Genomic DNA, 19548 nt, shown 5'->3' on the forward strand with positions numbered 1-19548 from the left:
ATGAGCAGCCCGACCTTATCTCTGCCAGATCTGATTACCGCCACCAAGGCGACACTGGAAAAAATCGCCGCCGAATATACGCCGGCGGTATTCGCTTCCAGCCTGGCGGCCGAAGACATGGTGCTGACCGACCTGATCCTGCGCAATAAATTGCAGGACCGGATTGCCATCTTCACGCTGGAAACCGGACGCTTGCATGCCGAAACGCTGGGCATGCTGGATCGCATCAAGGAAACCTACGGCTACGATGTCACGCCGTATCGGCCGCAGCCCGAGGCAGTGGCTGCCTATGTCGAACAAAACGGCTTGAATGCGTTTTACGACAGCATCGAGATGCGTAAGGAATGCTGCCGTATCCGCAAGATCGAACCGTTGAATCGCGCTCTCGCCGGCAACAAAGCGTGGATCACCGGCCAGCGCCGGGCGCAGTCGCAGACACGTGCTGAATTGCATGTGCAGGAACAGGATGAAGCGCATGGCATGGCCAAATTCAATCCGCTGGCCGACTGGTCGGAGGACGATGTCTGGCAATACATCCGTGGCAACAATGTGCCGTATAACCCGTTGCATGACAAAGGTTATCCATCGATTGGCTGCGAGCCATGCACGCGCGCCATCCAGCCGGGTGAAGACGTACGCGCTGGCCGTTGGTGGTGGGAAAATCCAGATTCGAAAGAATGCGGCTTGCATGTGGTCGACGGTAAATTGATCCGCATCAAAGCCATCGCGGCGGAACCGCAGCCGAACGCTTGAATCATTGCATCGTAAGATAAAAGATTAGAAAAAGAGCCGATATGAACACAGCTGTTGAAAAATTTTTCCTGGATAAGGCCGCCAACCGTCATCTGGACTGGCTGGAATCGGAAGCGATCCACATCATGCGCGAAGTGGCTGCCGAATGCAGCAACCCGGCGCTGCTGTTCTCCGGCGGCAAGGATTCCGTGGTGCTGCTGCGCATTGCAGAAAAAGCTTTCCGCCCGGGCAAATTCCCTTTCCCGCTGGTGCATATCGATACCGGCCATAATTTCGAAGAAGTCATCACTTTCCGCGATAAGCGCGTGGCTGAATTGGGCGAACGCCTGATCGTCGGTTCGGTCGAGGATTCGATCAAGCGCGGCACGGTGCGGCTGCGCAATCCGCAGACCGATTCGCGCAATGCCGCGCAGGCGGTGACCCTGCTGGAAACCATCGCAGAACACAAATTCGACGCCTGCATCGGCGGCGCCCGTCGCGACGAAGAAAAAGCACGCGCCAAGGAACGTATCTTTTCGTTCCGCGACGAGTTCGGCCAATGGAATCCGAAAGCACAGCGCCCGGAACTCTGGGACCTGTACAACACGCGCGTTCATCCAGGTGAAAACATGCGGGTATTCCCGATTTCCAACTGGACTGAGCTGGATGTCTGGCAATACATCGCCCGTGAAAAACTGGAACTGCCGCCGATTTATTTCGCCCATCAACGCCAGGTGATCCCGCGCAACGGCCTGCTGGTGCCGCTGACCGACCTGACGCCAGCGAAAGAAGGCGAAACCGTGGAACTGCGCGAAGTGCGCTTCCGCACCGTCGGCGATATTTCCTGCACCTGCCCGGTGGCGTCTGATGCGGCGACCGTCGAAGCCATCATCGCCGAAACTGCTGTGACCCAGATCACCGAGCGCGGCGCGACCCGGATGGATGACCAGACCTCGGAAGCATCGATGGAAAAACGCAAAAAAGAAGGATATTTCTAATGAACGCCGTTGTGAATACAGTTGTTGATACAGTTGCCGCCGGCAATGTGCCGCTGGAGCGCGGCCTGGAACGAGGCTTACTACGCTTCATTACCGCCGGTTCGGTAGACGACGGCAAAAGCACGCTGATCGGCCGCCTGCTGTTTGACAGCAAGGGCATTTTTGCCGATCAGCTGGACGCCATCTCGCGCGCCAAACACAAGCGCACGGTGGGCGACACCATCGACCTGTCGCTGCTGACCGATGGCCTGGAAGCCGAACGCGAGCAAGGCATCACGATCGATGTCGCGTACCGCTATTTCGCCACGCCGAAACGCAAATTCATCATCGCCGACACTCCGGGCCACGAGCAATACACACGGAATATGGTGACCGGCGCCTCGACCGCGGATGCAGTCATCATCCTGATCGACGTCTCCAAAGTGAAGCTCGGTGACGACGGCAGCGTTGAGCTGCTGACCCAGACCAAGCGCCATTCGACGATTGCCCACCTGCTGCAAATCGAACACGTGATCGTCGCCGTCAACAAAATGGACCTGGTGAATTACGATCAGACTGTGTACGACCGCATCGTCACCGCCTACCAGCAATTTGCCAAGCAACTGGGCTTGCGCGACGTCCATCCTATCCCGCTGTCGGCACTGGCTGGCGACAACGTAGTGGTGGCGGGCGACAACATGCCGTGGAATAAGGGCCCGACCCTGATCGAGCTGCTGGAATCGCTCAGCGTCTACGACGAATCGCATGACGAACCCTTCCGTTTCCCGGTGCAATTGGTAGCGCGCCACAACGGCCACGAAGCGAATGATTTCCGTGGCTACATGGGCCGCATCGAAGCCGGTAAAGTCCACAAGGGCGACAAGCTGACGGTGCAGCCTAGCGGCCAGAGTGCTACCGTCAAGGACATCCTGGTGCTCGAAGGCTCGTTGCCGTCGGCTGTGGTCGGGCAATCGGTCACTTTGCTGCTGGACGAACATCTGGATATCTCGCGCGGCGATATGCTGACTTCGGTTGAACGCGCTCCGGCTTTGCTGAAAACTGTCAGCGCCGATCTTTGCTGGCTGTCGGAAGACGCGCTCGACCCGCGTCGCAAATACTGGATGAAACACAGTACCAAACAAGTCGCCGCACGCGTCACCAAAGTGGATACGCTGCTCGATATCAACACCCAGGAACGGCGTCCGGCCGAGTCGCTCAAGCTGAATGATATCGCCCGCGTATCGCTCAATCTGCAGCAAGCCATCGCCGCCGATTCCTACGATGCGATCCGCGCTACCGGCGCCTTCATCCTGATTGACGAAGTTACGCACCAGACCGTCGCCGCCGGCATGATTCGGCTATAACCCGGGTTCGACTGACAGCACTAGATTGGATAGGCAAGCCATGCAAGCTACTCACTCCGGCAGTAAACCATCAAACGCCTGCGGCAAGGTCTATCTGATCGGCGCCGGCCCCGGCGCGGCCGATCTGATTACCGTGCGCGGCGCCAGATTGCTGGCGCAAGCCGACGTCGTCTTGCATGACGCGCTAGTCACCGAAGAGATGCTGGCGCTGTGCCCGCAAGCCTTGAAAATCGCCGTCGGCAAACGTTGCGGCAAGCTGTCCACAGCACAGCAGTTCATCAACAAGCAGATGGTCGACAATGCGCGCAAATACGCCGTGGTTGTGCGTCTGAAAGGCGGTGACCCGATGCTGTTCGGCCGCGCCGACGAAGAACTGCGGGCGCTGGAACAGCATGGCATCGAAGCCGAAGTGGTGCCCGGCATCAGCGCTGCGCTGGCGGCGGCGGCAACTTCCCAGCAGCCGTTGACCAAACGCGGCGTGGCGCGCAGCGTTGCTTTCTTTACCTCAAGCACCGCTCCGGGTGAATCGGATCAGGTGAATATTCCATCCTGCGACACGCTGGTGCAATACATGGGCGGCCGCGAAGCAGCGGCTACCGCGCAGCGCCTGTTGGCACAAGGCCGCGCCGCCTCGACGCCGGTGGTGGTGGTGGAAAACTGCAGCCGCGATAATCAGCGCATCCAGCGCTTGCGGCTGGATCAGCTTGAGTCAGGCTTGCAGCAGTGCGAAGGCCCGGTGCTGGTGATGATCGGCGAGGCATTAGCCAGCCGTGCACATCAGCCACTTGAGATCGCCGAGCAGCACGCTAGCCAGAACGTTGCTTGATTCTTTATCGGTTGTCGACGATACGGGCTTAGCGCACGAGCGGCTTGACGGGCGCCGGCGAGGCCAGCGCTTTTTGCAGAACCTGGCCGGATTGATCCGAACGCTCTTCAGGCGATAAAACATTGATCCAGCTGACCAAGCCGACGGCAACCACGGTCAATACCAGAAATACTGCAACTCTCTTATTCAAAAATTCCCATTTCATTTCTTACTCCTTACCTGCGACATCGGCTCGGCTATGCATCCTCTGATGCGGTAAAGCCGAACAAAATCGCATTCAAATAACAAGCCATTCTGTCGCCACAGGAAACGGCGACAGGAACAGCCTTTAAGCCACTATTACGATTACAAGATCACGCTCAACGGCCGCTGAAGCTACGCGTAGCGAGGACACCGTACACACCAACCTGGCGATCGTTCTGGCCGGCGTCACGTTTAGTGTCATGCTTAGTGTCGCGCTTAACATTCTTTGAGTTCGTTTTGCCGGAAAGCGCCGATGCCTGGCTTGGCGTCCAGCCAAAAGTCCAGTTACCTGTACCGCCGTTGCTGCGATTGTTACGATTGCCGGGCGCCATGCCCAGTAGTGTTTTGATGGTCATCATTTCACCTTTTCATGTGATGCTTCGCTCGCCACTTTGCGAGGAGCAGGTTCAACATGTAAAGCATTGGCACGGACGACTGCGACGAAGAGATTCCGCCAGTCGATTGCAAGCTGTCCAGCCTGGCCAATCGACACGGGAAAGTGAGGATGGCTAGAGCGGGTCAGACAAATGCAGGCACACAACTGCTTTACTATTTTTCGATACTGATTTTCTGGTCCGATAACTCGGACAACTGGAACAGTCCATTTCACTAACTCCTGGTTATGCCGGCAACGCCGTAGCGGCGTGCGCGGGACGAGATGCTGGTTTGGCCTGGACAGCCCGCGCCGAACGCTGGGGAATACTTTCCCAACGTACGCTGCGGACGCTGATTTCCTGGGCCAGACGCGTTACCAATTGCACCAGTCCGCCACGTTCCCGCACCGAACACATCACTTCAACCGTTATGCTAGTCAGATGCGCTTGCACCGCTGGTTCATTGCCCTGAAAAGTCACGTTATAGGCGGACAATAGCCGACGCATCAACTCCTCCAGCTTGGCCACTTCCGAAGTACGGCAGGTGGTCACGATGCGATAAGGCAAATCTGCCGCATGACTCTCATTGGATGCGGCGCTACGATGCTTGTTAAAAAATGCGTACAGTTTATTGAATGGCATGGCGATTTCCTTCCAATTTCCGTTAACCGGGATTGCCAGACGCATTGCTACAACTGGTGTACGGCCTATTCAGATTCTTGAGGCGAACACACAGCAGATCGCAATCCGCCCAACGGCAGCGCGAAAAACGGTCTTACGAAAAACGGATGGGAGTATCGCTACGGCACTGTGTAAAACAATTTGCCGCGATGATTTTGCAACGACGATTTTGCAATCGATACTACAGCTCGCATAATGCACAAGCTGTAGCGGAGGGAGGTCTGCTAAAGATTATGCGCTATGTGCCGGGCTGAGGACCCATCCACGTTTACTACTAGAACAACTGTCCAAGATATGGACCTCCATGTGATGCAATGCCGGGGATTATATTTCCTGCTAGCTATTCTGTCAAGTAAAAAAGCTTTACATTCACCAAAAAATATGTATTGCCGAACCCGCCTGATCACATCGCGATGGCAAGCGGCCAAATCCAGCGCCATCAGCGCCATCAATAAGAACCGTTTTTCATCACGCGCAATGTGTGCAACAGCGATCCGTGCCGACAATCCAGCACCTGCAGACGCCGCTCCAGATCCTCATGATCCAGGGCCGCTGCAAGATAAACCTGCTCCGCGTCCAGCGCGCCAATGCGACTTGCCAGCGCCACCTTTTGCAGCCAGGCGGAGGGAACAAAAGCCCGCAATCTAATATTAGAAAATATGTTGGAAAACATCATGCCAAGCTCCAATTGGTTAGCATACAGACTATTTTCATCGGGTATATTCCCGATGCAATGAATGTAGAATAGGCGGTTCCAGGCTTTCCTTAAAGCCACATTATCTATTTGAAATATAAGTTTTTTTAACATGAAAACACGCTTGCCACCGCTTAAGCCGCTACGCGTATTCGAAGCCGTGGTGCGTACCGGCAGTCTGACGCTGGCGGCTGCCGAACTGCACCTGACGCACAGTGCAGTGAGCCAGCAAATCAAATTGCTGGAACAGCATTTCGATCAGACCTTGTTTGTCAGAGGACAGCGCGGGGTCGAGCCGACTGCGGCGGCGCGGATATTTTTTGCCGACGTCAAAGCCGGACTGGATCGCATCTCATTGGCCGCAGAACAGCTGCTCAATACCGGCCAGATACGCATCATCCGCGTCAGTTGCACACCGTCGATGGCGATGCGCTGGCTGATTCCTCGGCTGTCGTCGTTTCAGATAGAGAATCCGCGCGTCGAGATTCGCGTCACCACCTCGACGGTTGCGGTCGACGCCATCAAGGAGCCGTTCGACGTACTGATACGACGCAGCCCCATGCATCGCGCCGAGTACGAATGCATACGTTTTCTGGACGATGTACTGACGCCGGTGGCGTCGCCGCGTTACCTGCAGCAACATCAATTCAGCAGCCCGGCCGATCTGCTGCAGGCATCCTTGCTGCATCTGTCGAGCCGCTCGGAAACATGGACCCGCTGGTTTGGCGAAGCCGGCGTGCCGATCAAAGGCCAGTTGCCCGGCCAGATCTACGAACATTTCTTTTTAAGTTTGCAGGCAGCGCTCACCGATCTTGGGGTTGCCATGGGTTCGCTAGCTTTGATCGAAGACGATCTGGCACATGGCGCCTTGCTGCCGCTATTTCCCGATTTGCGTTTGCAGGATAAAGGATTTCACCTGCTGTTCCGGCCCAGTCAACAAGACCCGGTGCTGGCCAACTTTATCGCCTGGCTGCAAGCCAAAGGCAAGCAGACATCCGCAAGCATTAGGGGAGAGGATTCGGGGAAGGCACAGTAGATATACAGTATTCGGCGATGGAGTTCAGCACATCCGGCTGCTCGCCAACCGCCTGCGCCACCGTGATCGTCAGATGCGGATGTTGTTGCTGAGCCTGCGCGATCAATCCCGGCAAATCACGCCGTACGTGGCCGCCCTGCCCTAGAAATACCGGCACCACGCTTACCTCGCTCACGCCGGCGGCAGCCAGTTGCTGCAGCAGTTGCGGCAGATCCGGTTGCATCAACTCCAGGAAAGCTAGTTTGACCAGCAACTGCGGCCGCTGCCGCTGGATCAACTGTTGCAAAGACTCGAACGGCGCAGCCCAGTTTGGATCGCGTGCGCCGTGGGCAAACAGGATAAGCGCTTGCTGCGATACCGGCTGAGGCTGAGGTTGAGATTCAGACATAGACGACCCGATCTAAACAAGGCGTGATGTGACGCTAATGCCGCTCAATCTTCCACAAGGCGCCAATGGCGATCAGCAGGAAGATGGTGCTCGGCAAGGCCGCGGTGAAAAAAGGCGGCCAGGTATTGAGCAGGCCAAGATGCGAAAACAGCGTGTTGACCAATTGAAAGCTGACACCGATCATGATACCGGTAAATATCTTCAGGCTGACGCCGCCGGTACGGAAATGCAGATAGGCAAACGGCAGGGCCAGCGCCATCATTACGAATACCGACAAGGGGTAAACCAGCTTTTTCCAGAACGCGATATCGTAGCGCTCGGTATGCTGGTTGTTCTCCGCCAGATGCTGGGAATAAGCCCATAAATTGTATGCCGACATATGATCCGGATCGGCAAACAGGACCGACAGGATATCCGGTGTAATTTCCGAAACCAGGTCTTTGCTTGGGAATTTCTTGGTGGCGATCGAGCCGGTGATGTCTGCCGTAGAAGCGCCGTTGACGAAATCGGTCTGCACCACATCATCCATACGCCAGATATGCTTGCCCTGATAATCGGCATGGCTGGCCAGAATCATGGCCGACATATGCATGTTGCGATCGAATTCGTAAAGTTTGACGCCCACCAGTTGCCCGTTCGGGCGGATTTCGCCGATATTGATAAAGCGCGAACCGACGATATCGCCGCTGGCGCCGTCGGCCCCGGCCCGTATCACATCCTTGCTCCATAAACCGGTCTTGAATTTTTGCGAAATCGACGCTCCCTTGGCTTGCAATTTCACCTTCTCGGCAAACTCGGCGCTTTTGGGGGCAACCAATTCTCCGATCAATACGGTGGCCACCACAAACAGCAAACCGATCTTGAACAGGATCTTGGCAGTCATCATGGTCGACATGCTGGAGACCCGCATGATGGTAAATTCGGAACGCGCAGCGAATTGCGACAAGGTGTAAATCGTACCGATCAGGGCCGCGATCGGCATCAGTTCATAAGCGTAGCTCGGCAAACCCAGCAAGACAAAAAAGAAGGCATGCTGCAATTTATAGCCGCCGTGACCGACCGACGGCAACTCGGTCGTCAAGTCAAAGAAGGCGAACAGCGCCAGAAACGCCGCCAGCGTGAACAAGACAGAGCGCACGATCTCGGAAGTGAAATAACGTTGCAAGACCTTCATGTTGCCGCCGTTCGTTTAATTTTTATCAGGCGCGCATGCTTGACAGCGGACCACATGACCAGCGGGTGGTAGCGGCTATTCACGTTCAGACGCCACAAGAACAGCAAGCCGATGATGATCAGCACCACCAGATGCATAGGCCACCAGGCCAGCCCGAACGAGGTCCGGCCCTGCACCACCGACGCTTGAAAAATACTGACCACATTGCTATAGGTGATATACAGCAAAAGCGCTATCACCAGGCTGCCCGAGCGCCCTACCCGCGGATTGACAAAACCCAGCGGTATCGCCAGCAACATCAGGATCAGCGCCATCAACGGCAGCGACAGGCGCCACAGCAACTCGCCCATATTGAAACCGTTGCGGTCTTTTAATAAATCGGCGGTAGGCAAGGCGCGCGCCGATTTATCGCCACTCACCGCTTGCGAATTACTTGCCACCAGCACCCCGTAACGTTCGAATTCCATCACCCGGAATTCGTTCTGGCTGGACAGCACGTCATAACGCCGCCCTTGCGACAAAATCAGGAATTTATCGCCATTCTTGTCCAGCTCGACGTTGCCTTCCTTGGCCACTACGATGCTGTTCTTGCCATCTTGCTGGGTATTCACGAAGACATTTTTGACTTTGCTGCTATCGCCGGAAAGTCCTTCCACAAAGAAGATCCGGTTAGCCGCCGCCGACTCTTGAAACTTGCCAGGCGAAACCCTGGAGATGTCTTCACGCTTTTCAAAGCGTTCGCGGTATTGCGCGCTCTGGCTGTTGGCCCACGGCGTCGCCACAAAACTCAGGATGGCGGTCAGCACAATGATGGGCAGGCCGAACCACAGCACCGGCTGAATCCAGCGCACCAGGCTCTGGCCGGAGGCAAACCAGACCACCATTTCCGAGTCCTGGTAACTGCGCGTGACCACCAGCAGCACTGAGATATAGCCGGTCAGGATCAACAGGATCGGCATGTAATTCAGGGATTGAAAACCGATCAGCGCGACCACGTCCTGGGACGCAATCTGTCCTCCGGCTGCTTGTCCCAGAATCTTGATCAGCATCACCGTGATGATAATTGTGAAGAGCGTAGTAAAAACTGCACCGGCGGTGCTAATTAATTCGCGTCGTAGTGCGCGCTGAAAGATCATTGGGGAATATAATTGCGGATCAAAAAAAGGAGTAAGTGATGGACTTTAGCATAAAAACCAATGACGCAAAAACCTCAATTGCCTCTCTGAAAGCCGGCTGTATCGCAGTCGGGATCTATGAAAACAAGAAACTCTCGCCACAAGCGCAAGCTCTTGACAAATCTGGTGAAATCACTGCTGCACTAAAGTCCGGAGATATTTCCGGGAAACCAGGCTCCACCCTGCTGTTGCGTAAAGTTGCAGGCGTCGCCGCTGAGCGCGTCCTGTTGATCGGCCTCGGCCCGGATGGCGAGCTGAACGACAAGGTTATGTCGATGGCGGCTCTGTGCGTGGCACGCGTGCTGTCGACTCTGGGCGGCAACGACGCCTTGCTGGCGCTGCCGTTTGACGGCGTAGTTAAGCAAACCCCTGAACGCGATCTGGCATGGGCGATCCGTAGCAGCATCCTGGTGCTGCGCGAAAACAGCTATCGCTCGGACACTCTGAAAAGTAAAAAAGAAACAACATTATCTGGCATCAAGAAAGTTGCATTCCTGGTCGCTGCCGCAAAGGCCGCTGTTGCCAAGGAAGCCGTGGCAGAAGGCCAGGCGCTGGCCAACGGCATCGATCTGACCAAGGAACTGGGCAACCTGCCGGGCAATGTCTGCACCCCGACTTACCTCGCCAACACCGCCAAGAAACTGGCCAAGGAATTCAAGCTGACGGTCGAAGTACTCGACCGCAAACAGCTGGAAGCCTTGAAGATGGGCAGTTTCCTGTCAGTCGCGCGCGGCGGCGGCGAAGCGCCGAAGTTCATCATCATCAAGCATCTGGGCGGCAAAGCCAAAGATGCGCCGACGGTATTGGTCGGCAAGGGCATCACCTTTGACACTGGCGGCATCTCGCTCAAGGGCGGCTCCGGCATGGATGAAATGAAGTACGACATGTGCGGCGCCGGTTCGGTGCTCGGCACCATCCGCGCCATCGCTGAACTGAAGCTGAAGCTGAACGTGATCGGCGTCATTCCGGCCACCGAGAACATGCCGTCCGGTACCGCCACCAAACCTGGCGACATCGTCACTTCGATGTCGGGCCAGACCATCGAGGTCTTGAACACCGACGCCGAAGGCCGCCTGGTGCTGTGCGATGCGTTGACTTACGTCGAGCGCTTCAAACCAGCTGCGGTGGTCGATATCGCGACACTGACCGGTGCTTGCGTCACTTCGCTCGGTCACCACAACTCGGGACTGTTCACCCGTCACGACAGCGCGCATGATGCGCTGGCGAACGAGTTGCTCAGCGCCGGCAAGGCGACCGGCGACACCGCCTGGCGCATGCCTATCGAAGATGCCTATCAGGAGCAGTTGAAGTCGAACTTTGCCGACATGGCGAACATCGGCGGCCCGGCCGGCGGCAGCATTACCGCAGCCTGTTTCCTGGAGCGCTACACCAAGAAATACACTTGGGCTCATCTGGATATCGCCGGTACTGCATGGAAGAGTGGCGCAGCTAAGGGCGCGACCGGACGGCCGGTGGCTTTGCTGACTACCTTCCTGATGAATCGCGCTGCTGCGGCCAAGTAATCAGCAGCTAGCATGGAAAACGGGGTGTCGGCATTACTGCCGACACCCCGTTTTTATTTCCGCATCTGCGAAACTCAGGCTTAGCCCAGCGTAGCAATCACCGGCGCATGGTCCGACGGTTGCTCCCATTTGCGCGGCACCCTGTCGATCACACAAGCGCTGCACTGCGCTGCCAACGGCGGCGACAACAGGATATGGTCGATCCGCATGCCGCGGTTCAGGCGGAACCCCATCTGCCGGTAATCCCACCAGCTGAACAATTTCTCCGGCTGCTCAAACATACGGAATGCATCGGTCAGCTCCAGCCCTTGCAAGCGCGCGAACGCGGCGCGCTCGGGCGGCGACACCAGGTTCTGCCCTACCCATGCGGCAGGATCATGGACATCGCGGTCTTCCGGCGCAATATTGTAGTCGCCCATCAAAGCCAGCTTCGGATGTTGCTTGCACTCGTCCTGCAGCCAGTCGTGCAAGGCGTCCAGCCACTTCAGCTTGTATTGATATTTCTCAGAATCGGGCGACTGGCCATTAGGAATATAGGCGCAGACAATCCGCATGCCGTCGATGGTGGCGGCGATAATCCGTTGTTGCAGGTCTTCGTATAACGGGTTGTTCTTGACCACATCGGTGATCGGATGGCGTGACAGGATGGCCACGCCGTTATAGGTCTTCTGGCCGCTGAACACCACGTGATATCCGGCCGCCTCGATTTCCGCTGCGGGGAATTTATCGTCGGTCAGCTTGGTTTCCTGCAGGGCCAATACATCCACCGGATTATCAGCCAGCCATTGCAGCACTTGCGGCAGGCGGACCTTGAGTGAGTTGACGTTCCAGGTTGCTATTTTCTGCATATTTAATTTCTTCAAAATATTAGGGGGCTACGCATATCCCGCACTTTACTACAAGCTGCGGCTGCATCCCCAGCCGGTATCGGAAGCACTCGCCACCATCTCGGCCTATGTCAACTTTATTTGCTTCCGAGGAATCCCCGGAATCCGGTAATATTCCCATATCAATTCGGCATCAACCATTTCTAATGCTGTTGCTGTCCATACGCAATCCGGCTTATATCCTGCTTATCCGAGCTCACTTAGCAGGACTCACTTATCAAGGGATTACATGCGAGTTAACCGATTACCTGCCGGACTCTCCCTCTGCCTGCTGGGCCTGCTCAGCCTGTTGTTGACGGCATGCTGCCGCACAGATCAAACCAGTTGCGCGACTACTACGCCGATTACCCAGGCAGGCAGCAGCGACGGCAGCGGCAACAACGCGCGCTTCAACCAGCCCAGCGCTATCGCGATTGACGCCGGCGGCAATCTGTTCGTGACCGACACGGCTAACAACACCCTCCGTAAAATCACTGCCGACGGTGTCGTCAGCACCCTGGCTGGTAGCGCCGGTAATGACGGCAGCGCAGATGGCAGCGGACAGCAAGCGCGGTTCAGCCATCCCGGCGGCATCGTTATCGATGTGGCCGGCAACCTGTATCTGGCCGATACTCTCAACCATACAATCCGCAAGGTGAGCTCTGCCGGGCTTGTCTCGACTCTGGCCGGGAGCGCCGGACAAGCCGGCCAGGACGACGGCACGGCGGGAAATGCCCGCTTCAATCAACCCTGGGGAATTACGCGCGACTCCGCCGGCAATCTGTACGTGACCGATACCGGTAACCATACCGTGCGCAAGATCACAGCTGCGGGCGTGGTGACAACATTGGCGGGAGCAGCAGGTAATCCGGGAGATACGGACGGTAACGGAAGCCATGCGCAATTCAATTTTCCGCGTGGTATCGCAATCGACAGCGCAGCAAATCTGTACATCGCAGATACCAATAACAATACGATTCGCAAGCTGAGTGCCAGCGGCGACGTAATTACCTTGGCAGGAACAGCGGGCGCCGCCGGCAGCAATGACGGCAGCGGGCAACGCGCCCGCTTTAATCAACCGTACGGCATTGTGATCGATAGCGCCGGCAATATCCACGTGAGCGACACCAGCAATCAGCTGATTCGCAATCTGTCCCAAACCAGCGTGGTCAGCACCCTGGCGGGCGCGGCCGGAATGGCGGGTAACACCGATGGCGGCGGCAATAATGCGCGATTCGACCAGCCGATGGGGATCGCTAGCGATACGGCGAACAATATATTTGTTGCCGATAGCGGCAACAATCTGATTCGTAAAGTGACGCCCGCTGGACAGGTCAGCACCTTATTAAGAAGCAGCGACTCCTCGTCCTGCTTATGTCTTTTTAAATTTTAAGCACGTCCACCGGGCCAGATTTACAGGAATTGCAAATCTGGCATGATCCTTCTCTCAAACGTCTCCTCTCGCATCAAATTACAACAAGTCAGTTGACATCTCCCAGATCCAATCTGTAGTATGCATATACATAGATGTATGTGCACAAAAAAAAGGAAAGCAAATGGAAAGCCAATGCAGCTGCTCGACGCTGCGACAGCTTACGCGCAAGATGACCAATATCTACGATCACTATCTTGCCGCTGACGAACTCACCATCAGCCAGTATTCCTTGCTGGCCAGGATCGGCAAATACGGCCCGATCGGCGTGATTCCGCTGGCGCACAGCATGGGCATGGATCGCAGCACCATGAGCCGCACGCTCAAGCCCTTGATCAGCGCCGGCTGGATTCAGACCGTCGATCTGCCGCTGGAAATGCTGACCGACAAACGTTCGTTCGGGGTCAGCCTGACTAGCGACGGACAACTCAAGTGGAAGCAGTCCAAGCCGAACTGGCGCAAAGCACAAGACGTAATCAATACGATATTGGGTGATCAGACCCATCATGCCTTGATGAGCCTGGTCGATGACGCAAACGCGAAATTTGAACAAAACGAAAATGCCATCTTATGAACCAGACCATACAAGCAATCATGTCGCGCACACGTTTCAGCTACGTGTGGATCATCGTCGGCGTCACTTTCCTGGTGCTGCTGAGCGCCGCCGGCATCCGCGCCACGCCATCGGTGATGATCCTGCCGCTAGAGCATGAATTCGGCTGGAGCGTCACCACCATCTCTTTCGTCATCTCGGTCAACATCGCCCTATATGGTTTGATCGGGCCGTTCTCGGCGGCTGCCATGCAGCGCTACGGCATCCGGCCGATGGTGCTCGGGGCGCTGGTGCTGCTGGCGGTCGGCACTTTCCTCAGCACTTTCATGACGATGCCTTGGCACATGGTGCTGGCCTGGGGCATTCTGGTAGGAGCCGGTAGCGGCGTCGCCGCCAACACACTGGCGGCCACCATCGTCAGCCGCTGGTTCGAAACCCGGCGCGGCCTGGCGATGGGCCTGCTGACTGCCAGCTCGGCCACCGGCCAGATGGTGTTCCTGCCGCTGATGGCGTATATGGTCGAGCATTTCGGCTGGCGTTCGGTGGCCATCCTGGTGGCCAGCGTCGCCGCCTTGGCGATCCCTCTGGTGGCGATCTTCTTGCCGGAACGGCCACAAGATATCGGCATGAAACGCTACGGCCAGTTTGAAGATCTGCCGCCGGAAGCCGCCGGCAAATCTAAAAATCCCTTGACGATAGCGTTCGAAGCTTTAGGCAAGGCCGTAAAAATCCGCGATTTCTGGCTGTTGTTCTTCAGCTTTTTCATTTGCGGCATGAGCACCAACGGCTACATCGGTTCGCATTTCATCGCCATGTGCGGCGACTATGGCATTTCAGCAGTCGGCGGCGCCAGCATTCTCGCCACCATGGGCCTGCTCGATCTGTTTGGCACCACCATGTCGGGCTGGCTGTCGGATCGTTTCAATGCCCGCGTGCTGTTGTTCTGGTATTACGGTTTGCGCGGCATAGCGCTGATTTTCCTGCCGCATGCATTCGGCCTCAGCTATTTCGGCTTGCCGGTCTTTGCCCTGTTTTATGGACTCGACTGGATTGCCACCGTGCCGCCAACCGTGCGCCTGGCCAACGATGTATTCGGCCGGCTGGCTGCGCCTATCGTGTTTGGCTGGATCGTCGCCGGCCATCAACTAGGCGCCGCCAGCGCCACCATGCTGGCCGGTTCGCTGCGTAACAGCCTGGGCAGTTATACCCTGTCGTCGATGCTGATGGGCGCGGCTTGCATCGTGGCTGCGGTGATGGTGTTGCGGATCAAAGGCCATCACGTTGGTGGCGACCTGATACCTGCCGCACCAGCAATGAATCGTTGATAGCACGGCTTCTTTCCTTCGTAAGCGGGGGAAAGAAGCGGAACGCTGCTTGTACCGCCTGCCGCGCCCTGCCAAAGGGTCTGAAAAAATTACAATACCGAGTGCTTTCCCGCAATGCGAAAGCCAATTTGTAACTCACCTCGCTGTCACCCCTCAATTGCTACAAATCGATGCAAATCAATACGGTCTGTTACCGGCTAGCGGAATCGTGCACGCTAGAATTCGTATAAATCATATCGACATAAATATTTTTGTACTTGGTAACGTTACTCAAGCAAAAAATAGAGGTTCCTTTGGCTAACCGCTTCAACAATCTGACGATCGCCCGCGACACCAATCTGCAGAGCGGATATCGGGCGAGAGAATTGCACACGCAACTCTTCGCCATTACTCAGGCCGATCGTGAAAAACTCAACGGCCATGCCGCCAAGGTGGTATGGCTCACTGGCTTACCCGGATCAGGAAAATCAACTATCGCCAATGCCTTAGAGCTGAAGTTGCATGCGATGGGTAGACACTCCTACATCCTCGACGGCGACAATGTTCGCAAAGGCTTAAACAAAGACCTGGGATTCTGCAAAAGCGGTCGTGCGGAGAATATACGCCGTACATCCGAGGTCGCCAAAATGATGATGGACGCAGGGCTAATCGTGATAACCGCGTTCATTTCGCCGTTTCATAAGGAACGGGAAATAGCCAGGGAACTCATTGGCGCTGCGAATTTTATTGAGGTCTATATCAACACGCCATTAGACGTGTGCGAACAGAGAGACCCAAAAGGTTTATACAAAAAAGCCAGGTCAGGTCAACTTCACAACATGACCGGCATTGACAGTCTCTATGAATCTCCCGAAAACCCAAATGCAGTTATCGACTGCAGTTTCATCGCAGTTGAAACAGGGGTTCAGATGATCCTGAACTTGCTCGATTCATCATCGATATGAATAACCCTCATTTAACCCAAGGGAATGTGGATCGTCCCGTAATTATTCATTACCATATCTTCAAAAACGCAGGTACCAGCGTCGATATGGCCCTGCAACAGTATTTCCACAGCCAATGGACAAGTTACGAGGGCAGTCACGCGCATGATCTGAGAACCAGCGCGGACCTGCACGAATTCTTGAAAAAAAATCCAACGATAAAAGCGCTATCCAGCCACCTGGCGCGGCCTCCGCTTCCACATCGCAATGCGCTGCCGATAGTTTTTTTGAGAAATCCGCTTTTACGAGCTCGGTCGGTATACGAATTTACTCGCAAAGACCCGTTGCAACCGTTCAGGGAAGCAACTTCCGGCACTTTCGCAGACTATTTGGACTGGGCTTTATCTGGCGCACCGGGTGGTGTGGTGATTCGAAACTATCAGGTCGTTCACTTGTCTTCGGCCTCCTTTACCGATCAAGGCATACTTGCGGCACAGGCAACGGAAGCGAATTTTCTGGAAGCGCGCACACTATTGGAAAGTTGGCCGGTAATTGGCGTAGTCGAGAAATACGCGCAATCACTCCAAGTAATTGAACACGCGTATCGCGCAATTTTCCCTCAGTTAATGCTACGTCCGGAACATGCGAATCGTTCAGACACGTTCAGCCAAGAAGAAACCATCAGAAGCGAAATCGGCGAGCGCTTGTACCAGGAGTTCAACCGGCAGAACCAGCTCGACAATCAACTGTATCGATACGCGACCGGGAGGCTAGCCGATTTACGCGAGGTCTACAAAGCCGGTGAAGCTTGCGAAGTTGCCTAGCCGGGAAACCCGTCGTCCTCTGAGCCAGTCTGCACGACTGTCACGATGTCAGCAGCCACCTGCCGCGAATTCATGATGATGGTATGGATGGTCGGCAGCAATTGCACCGGTATTGTGCCCAGTTGTACTTCTTTCACCGACAGGACGCCGTCGTTCGGTTCATCGCCAAACGGCGTCCAGCTGCCGCGCGGGCCTTTGGTGCCGGCATACACGCGCAAGGGAATCTGCGGGATTGGCAAGCTATCCATGAAATCCTGGCGCGCCAGCAACTGACCCATTTCACCTGTAATCAGGCGGAACAAACGCCACTGCGCCAGTTTGATGGCATAGCTGGAGGCCTTGGTCGGTGGCGCCAGGAACACGCCAAGTTCCGGCGCCCGCGCCAAGTGCGGTAATACCGCCCGCGTCAATACGCAGCCCAACGAATGGCCGATGATGATGAAGCGTTGCTCGCCGACCCTGGCCGTGATGAATTTACGCAGGCGTTCGACACAAGGCAACCAGCGTTCAAACGCAGCCGAATAGGCAAACAGATGGGTGCTGATCCCCGCCGCGCGCAAGCGTTTGGCGAGCAGCAGCATAGACAGCGGCGTGCGCCCCATGCCATGCACCAGGATGGCATGTACCTTCGCACTCTCGGGCCGCTGATCGCTCATGACGCTGCCTAGTCTTTTTTCTGCAGCTGCTTTTCAAACGCGACGTCGAGCTTGCTGATGCGCTTTGGCTTTTGCGGGCCATAGGCATTCACGAACTTGACGAAAGCATCCAGCTCAAGCGCCTCGCTGAGCCGGATCGGTGCTTCAAAGCCGGCGTTCTGCGTCAGGTAAAACAGCTCCTCGGCGGTCCTGACCATCGAATACCGCACATCGGTGCTACGGGCATTGAGACGTTCGACTGCCGCAGTGGCTCGGGTTGATCTCATTGCGTTCTCCTGATATTTCTCATCTGTTCCAATATTATTTAAAGTTCACGCTGGCTGGCGAAACGGCGCTGCCGCCCGTCCAGCGGGTCGACAAAGGCAATTTCCCGCGCCAGCAACTTCAAGGGCGCCGACAGATCGTCGCCTTTGCAGGGATACACATCGGGGTAAAAGGTATCGTTGATAATCGCTATCCCCAATGCTGCCAAATGTACGCGCAGTTGGTGTTTTTTGCCGGTCAGCGGGCGCAGCCGGTAGAGGCTGCATGTCTCGCGCCGCTCGATCAGCTCGATGCGGGTCTCCGAATTCGGTTCGCCGGCCACTTCCTGCATGCGGAAAAACGGCGTGCCGTCCACCATGCGGCTGCGGTACACCAGGGGCAGCACCAGATCCGGCCTGGTCGGCGCCAGCGCCTCGTAGGTCTTGTCGACCAGCCGTTGCTGGAATAGCGATTGATACGCGCCGCGGCTGGCCAGGTCGTGGGAGAAAATCACCACTCCGGCAGTTTCCCGGTCGAGTCGATGAATTGGCGTCAAATGCGCCAGGCCGGTTTTTTTCTTTAGCCGGACCAGCAGGGTTTCGTGCAAAAACCGCCCGGTCGGGATCACTGGCAGGAAATGCGGTTTGTCGGCCACCAGTATCCGCTCGTCCTGATACAGGATAGAAGCTTCAAATGGGATCGGCGTCTCGGCTTCCAGCTCGCGATAATAGAAAATGCAAGTACCGCGCTGGTAAGGACTATCCGGTGTCAGGCGCAAGCCGTTGCCGTCGACCACGTGGCCGCGCGCCATGCGCGCCACCCAGTCAGCGCGCGCTACAGCCGGGAAACGGTGCTCCAGGAACTCCAGCAAATTTGGCCATGCGCCCGCCGGCAGCCATAGATAACTTGGTGCAACGCCATCGACAATCGGCAGCGGCGGCGACTGTGCCATCACAACACCCGTTGCCAATACCCGACATCGATCCAGCGATCGAATTTCCTGCCGACCTGGGCGAAGTGTGCTACTTTTTCATAGCCCATCTTTTCGTGCAAGGCGACGCTGGCCGCGTTCGGCAAGGCGATGCCACCGATCACGACGTGCACCGGCAGTTTCTTCAGTTCTTCGATCAAGGCGCGATACAGCGCGCTGCCGAACCCCTTGCCTGCCGCTGCCTCAGACAGATATACCGAACTCTCGACCGCATGCTGGTAAGCTGCGCGCGCACGCCATTTAGTGACGTAGGCATAACCTACGATCTGCTCGTTCTCGACACATACCAGCCAGGGAAAATTGGCCGTGATATCGATGATGCGATGGCCCATCTGTTCGGGCGTCACCGGCTCGGTTTCGAAACTGATGAAGGTGTCGCGGATATAGGGATTGTAGATGTCGCAGATGGCGGCTGCATCGGCGATGGTTGCCGGGCGAATGATGTGGGTCATGGCGAAAGGTCAGGTTACACGGGCGAATGCACAATCATACCGTGCAATCGCCTGTGCTTGGCGGCGCCAGCCAAATTAGCCGCATGCAACTAGCCA

General features: G+C 56.2%; 23 protein-coding genes. 11 read left to right on the plus strand and 12 right to left on the minus strand.

Annotation, left to right across the window (positions count from 1 at the left end; genetic code table 11):
- From VNZ60_RS15160 to cobA, 4 genes are read left to right on the plus strand one after another with little or no spacing between them, the layout of a single operon-like run.
- Positions 1–753, plus strand: a complete 753-nt coding sequence (locus tag VNZ60_RS15160; protein WP_325660503.1) for a phosphoadenylyl-sulfate reductase — start codon at positions 1–3, stop codon at positions 751–753.
- A 41-nt stretch (positions 754–794) separates the two neighbouring features.
- The gene (gene cysD / locus VNZ60_RS15165) at positions 795–1730 is read left to right on the plus strand and encodes a sulfate adenylyltransferase subunit CysD (protein ID WP_325660505.1); all 936 of its coding nucleotides are present in this window, start codon (positions 795–797) and stop codon (positions 1728–1730) included.
- Positions 1730–3073 carry a sulfate adenylyltransferase subunit 1 gene (locus tag VNZ60_RS15170; RefSeq protein WP_325660507.1) on the plus strand — a complete coding sequence of 448 codons (1344 nt, stop codon included), beginning with the start codon at positions 1730–1732 and terminating at the stop codon, positions 3071–3073. Before cysD ends, VNZ60_RS15170 begins: the two co-directional genes overlap by 1 nt.
- Positions 3074–3113: 40 nt before the next feature.
- A complete protein-coding gene (gene cobA / locus VNZ60_RS15175) occupies positions 3114–3899 on the plus strand; it encodes a uroporphyrinogen-III C-methyltransferase (protein WP_325660509.1) in 786 nt (261 codons plus the stop codon).
- Between the two features lie 28 nt (positions 3900–3927).
- On the opposite strand, the gene VNZ60_RS15180 is transcribed toward cobA, so the two are convergent.
- From VNZ60_RS15180 to VNZ60_RS15195, 4 genes are all read right to left on the minus strand, one after another.
- Positions 3928–4104, minus strand: a complete 177-nt coding sequence (locus VNZ60_RS15180) for a hypothetical protein (RefSeq protein WP_325660511.1) — start codon at positions 4102–4104, stop codon at positions 3928–3930.
- Positions 4105–4258: 154 nt separating this feature from the next.
- On the minus strand, positions 4259–4501 hold the full coding sequence (locus VNZ60_RS15185; protein WP_325660513.1) for a hypothetical protein: 243 nt from the start codon (positions 4499–4501) through the stop codon (positions 4259–4261).
- Positions 4502–4762: 261 nt separating this feature from the next.
- Complete coding sequence (locus VNZ60_RS15190; RefSeq protein ID WP_325660515.1) at positions 4763–5158, minus strand: hypothetical protein; 396 nt, start codon at positions 5156–5158, stop codon at positions 4763–4765.
- 487 nt (positions 5159–5645) lie between these two features.
- Complete coding sequence (locus tag VNZ60_RS15195; protein WP_325660517.1) at positions 5646–6005, minus strand: hypothetical protein; 360 nt, start codon at positions 6003–6005, stop codon at positions 5646–5648.
- Between VNZ60_RS15195 and VNZ60_RS15200 the strand changes: the two genes are divergently transcribed.
- Positions 6004–6927, plus strand: a complete 924-nt coding sequence (locus VNZ60_RS15200; protein ID WP_325660519.1) for a LysR substrate-binding domain-containing protein — start codon at positions 6004–6006, stop codon at positions 6925–6927. The two genes, VNZ60_RS15195 and VNZ60_RS15200, sit on opposite strands and share 2 nt — an antisense overlap.
- Here VNZ60_RS15200 and VNZ60_RS15205 read toward each other — a convergent pair.
- From VNZ60_RS15205 to lptF, 3 genes are read right to left on the minus strand one after another with little or no spacing between them, the layout of a single operon-like run.
- Positions 6896–7315 (minus strand): sirohydrochlorin chelatase, encoded by a 420-nt coding sequence (locus VNZ60_RS15205; protein WP_325660520.1) that lies wholly within the window; start codon positions 7313–7315, stop codon positions 6896–6898. The two genes, VNZ60_RS15200 and VNZ60_RS15205, sit on opposite strands and share 32 nt — an antisense overlap.
- A 34-nt stretch (positions 7316–7349) precedes the next feature.
- A complete protein-coding gene (lptG, locus tag VNZ60_RS15210) occupies positions 7350–8489 on the minus strand; it encodes an LPS export ABC transporter permease LptG (RefSeq protein ID WP_325660522.1) in 1140 nt (379 codons plus the stop codon).
- On the minus strand, positions 8486–9625 hold the full coding sequence (gene lptF / locus VNZ60_RS15215) for an LPS export ABC transporter permease LptF (protein ID WP_325660524.1): 1140 nt from the start codon (positions 9623–9625) through the stop codon (positions 8486–8488). The genes lptG and lptF overlap by 4 nt, the downstream gene beginning before the upstream one ends.
- Positions 9626–9663: 38 nt before the next feature.
- Here lptF and VNZ60_RS15220 point away from each other — a divergent pair, with 38 nt between their 5' ends.
- A complete protein-coding gene (locus VNZ60_RS15220) occupies positions 9664–11187 on the plus strand; it encodes a leucyl aminopeptidase (protein ID WP_325660526.1) in 1524 nt (507 codons plus the stop codon).
- An 80-nt stretch (positions 11188–11267) separates the two neighbouring features.
- Here VNZ60_RS15220 and xth read toward each other — a convergent pair whose 3' ends face one another.
- Positions 11268–12035, minus strand: a complete 768-nt coding sequence (xth, locus tag VNZ60_RS15225; protein WP_325660528.1) for an exodeoxyribonuclease III — start codon at positions 12033–12035, stop codon at positions 11268–11270.
- A 268-nt stretch (positions 12036–12303) separates the two neighbouring features.
- On the opposite strand from xth, the gene VNZ60_RS15230 reads away from it, so the two are divergent.
- The 5 genes from VNZ60_RS15230 (at position 12304) to VNZ60_RS15250 (ending at position 17110) form a co-directional block, all read left to right on the plus strand.
- Complete coding sequence (locus VNZ60_RS15230; protein ID WP_325660530.1) at positions 12304–13446, plus strand: NHL repeat-containing protein; 1143 nt, start codon at positions 12304–12306, stop codon at positions 13444–13446.
- Positions 13447–13609: 163 nt separating this feature from the next.
- Positions 13610–14059, plus strand: a complete 450-nt coding sequence (locus tag VNZ60_RS15235; protein WP_325660532.1) for a MarR family winged helix-turn-helix transcriptional regulator — start codon at positions 13610–13612, stop codon at positions 14057–14059.
- Positions 14056–15363 carry an MFS transporter gene (locus tag VNZ60_RS15240; RefSeq protein ID WP_325660534.1) on the plus strand — a complete coding sequence of 436 codons (1308 nt, stop codon included), beginning with the start codon at positions 14056–14058 and terminating at the stop codon, positions 15361–15363. The genes VNZ60_RS15235 and VNZ60_RS15240 overlap by 4 nt, the downstream gene beginning before the upstream one ends.
- Positions 15364–15656: 293 nt before the next feature.
- Entirely contained in the window at positions 15657–16307 is a 651-nt protein-coding gene (gene cysC / locus VNZ60_RS15245; RefSeq protein ID WP_414648853.1) for an adenylyl-sulfate kinase, read from the plus strand.
- Positions 16304–17110, plus strand: a complete 807-nt coding sequence (locus tag VNZ60_RS15250; RefSeq protein ID WP_325660536.1) for a hypothetical protein — start codon at positions 16304–16306, stop codon at positions 17108–17110. The genes cysC and VNZ60_RS15250 overlap by 4 nt, the downstream gene beginning before the upstream one ends.
- Here the strand turns inward: VNZ60_RS15250 and VNZ60_RS15255 are convergent.
- From VNZ60_RS15255 to VNZ60_RS15270, 4 genes are read right to left on the minus strand one after another with little or no spacing between them, the layout of a single operon-like run.
- On the minus strand, positions 17107–17766 hold the full coding sequence (locus tag VNZ60_RS15255; RefSeq protein ID WP_325660537.1) for an esterase/lipase family protein: 660 nt from the start codon (positions 17764–17766) through the stop codon (positions 17107–17109). The genes VNZ60_RS15250 and VNZ60_RS15255 overlap by 4 nt on opposite strands.
- An 8-nt stretch (positions 17767–17774) precedes the next feature.
- On the minus strand, positions 17775–18032 hold the full coding sequence (locus VNZ60_RS15260; RefSeq protein WP_325660539.1) for a hypothetical protein: 258 nt from the start codon (positions 18030–18032) through the stop codon (positions 17775–17777).
- A gap of 38 nt (positions 18033–18070) precedes the next feature.
- Positions 18071–18961 carry a pseudouridine synthase gene (locus VNZ60_RS15265; RefSeq protein ID WP_325660541.1) on the minus strand — a complete coding sequence of 297 codons (891 nt, stop codon included), beginning with the start codon at positions 18959–18961 and terminating at the stop codon, positions 18071–18073.
- Positions 18961–19452, minus strand: coding sequence for an arsinothricin resistance N-acetyltransferase ArsN1 family B (locus tag VNZ60_RS15270; protein ID WP_325660543.1), 492 nt, complete (start codon positions 19450–19452; stop codon positions 18961–18963). The genes VNZ60_RS15265 and VNZ60_RS15270 overlap by 1 nt, the downstream gene beginning before the upstream one ends.
- Positions 19453–19548: the final 96 nt, after the last annotated feature.

It is taken from the genome of Collimonas sp. (assembly GCF_035566375.1).
GTDB lineage: Bacteria > Pseudomonadota > Gammaproteobacteria > Burkholderiales > Burkholderiaceae_D > Collimonas.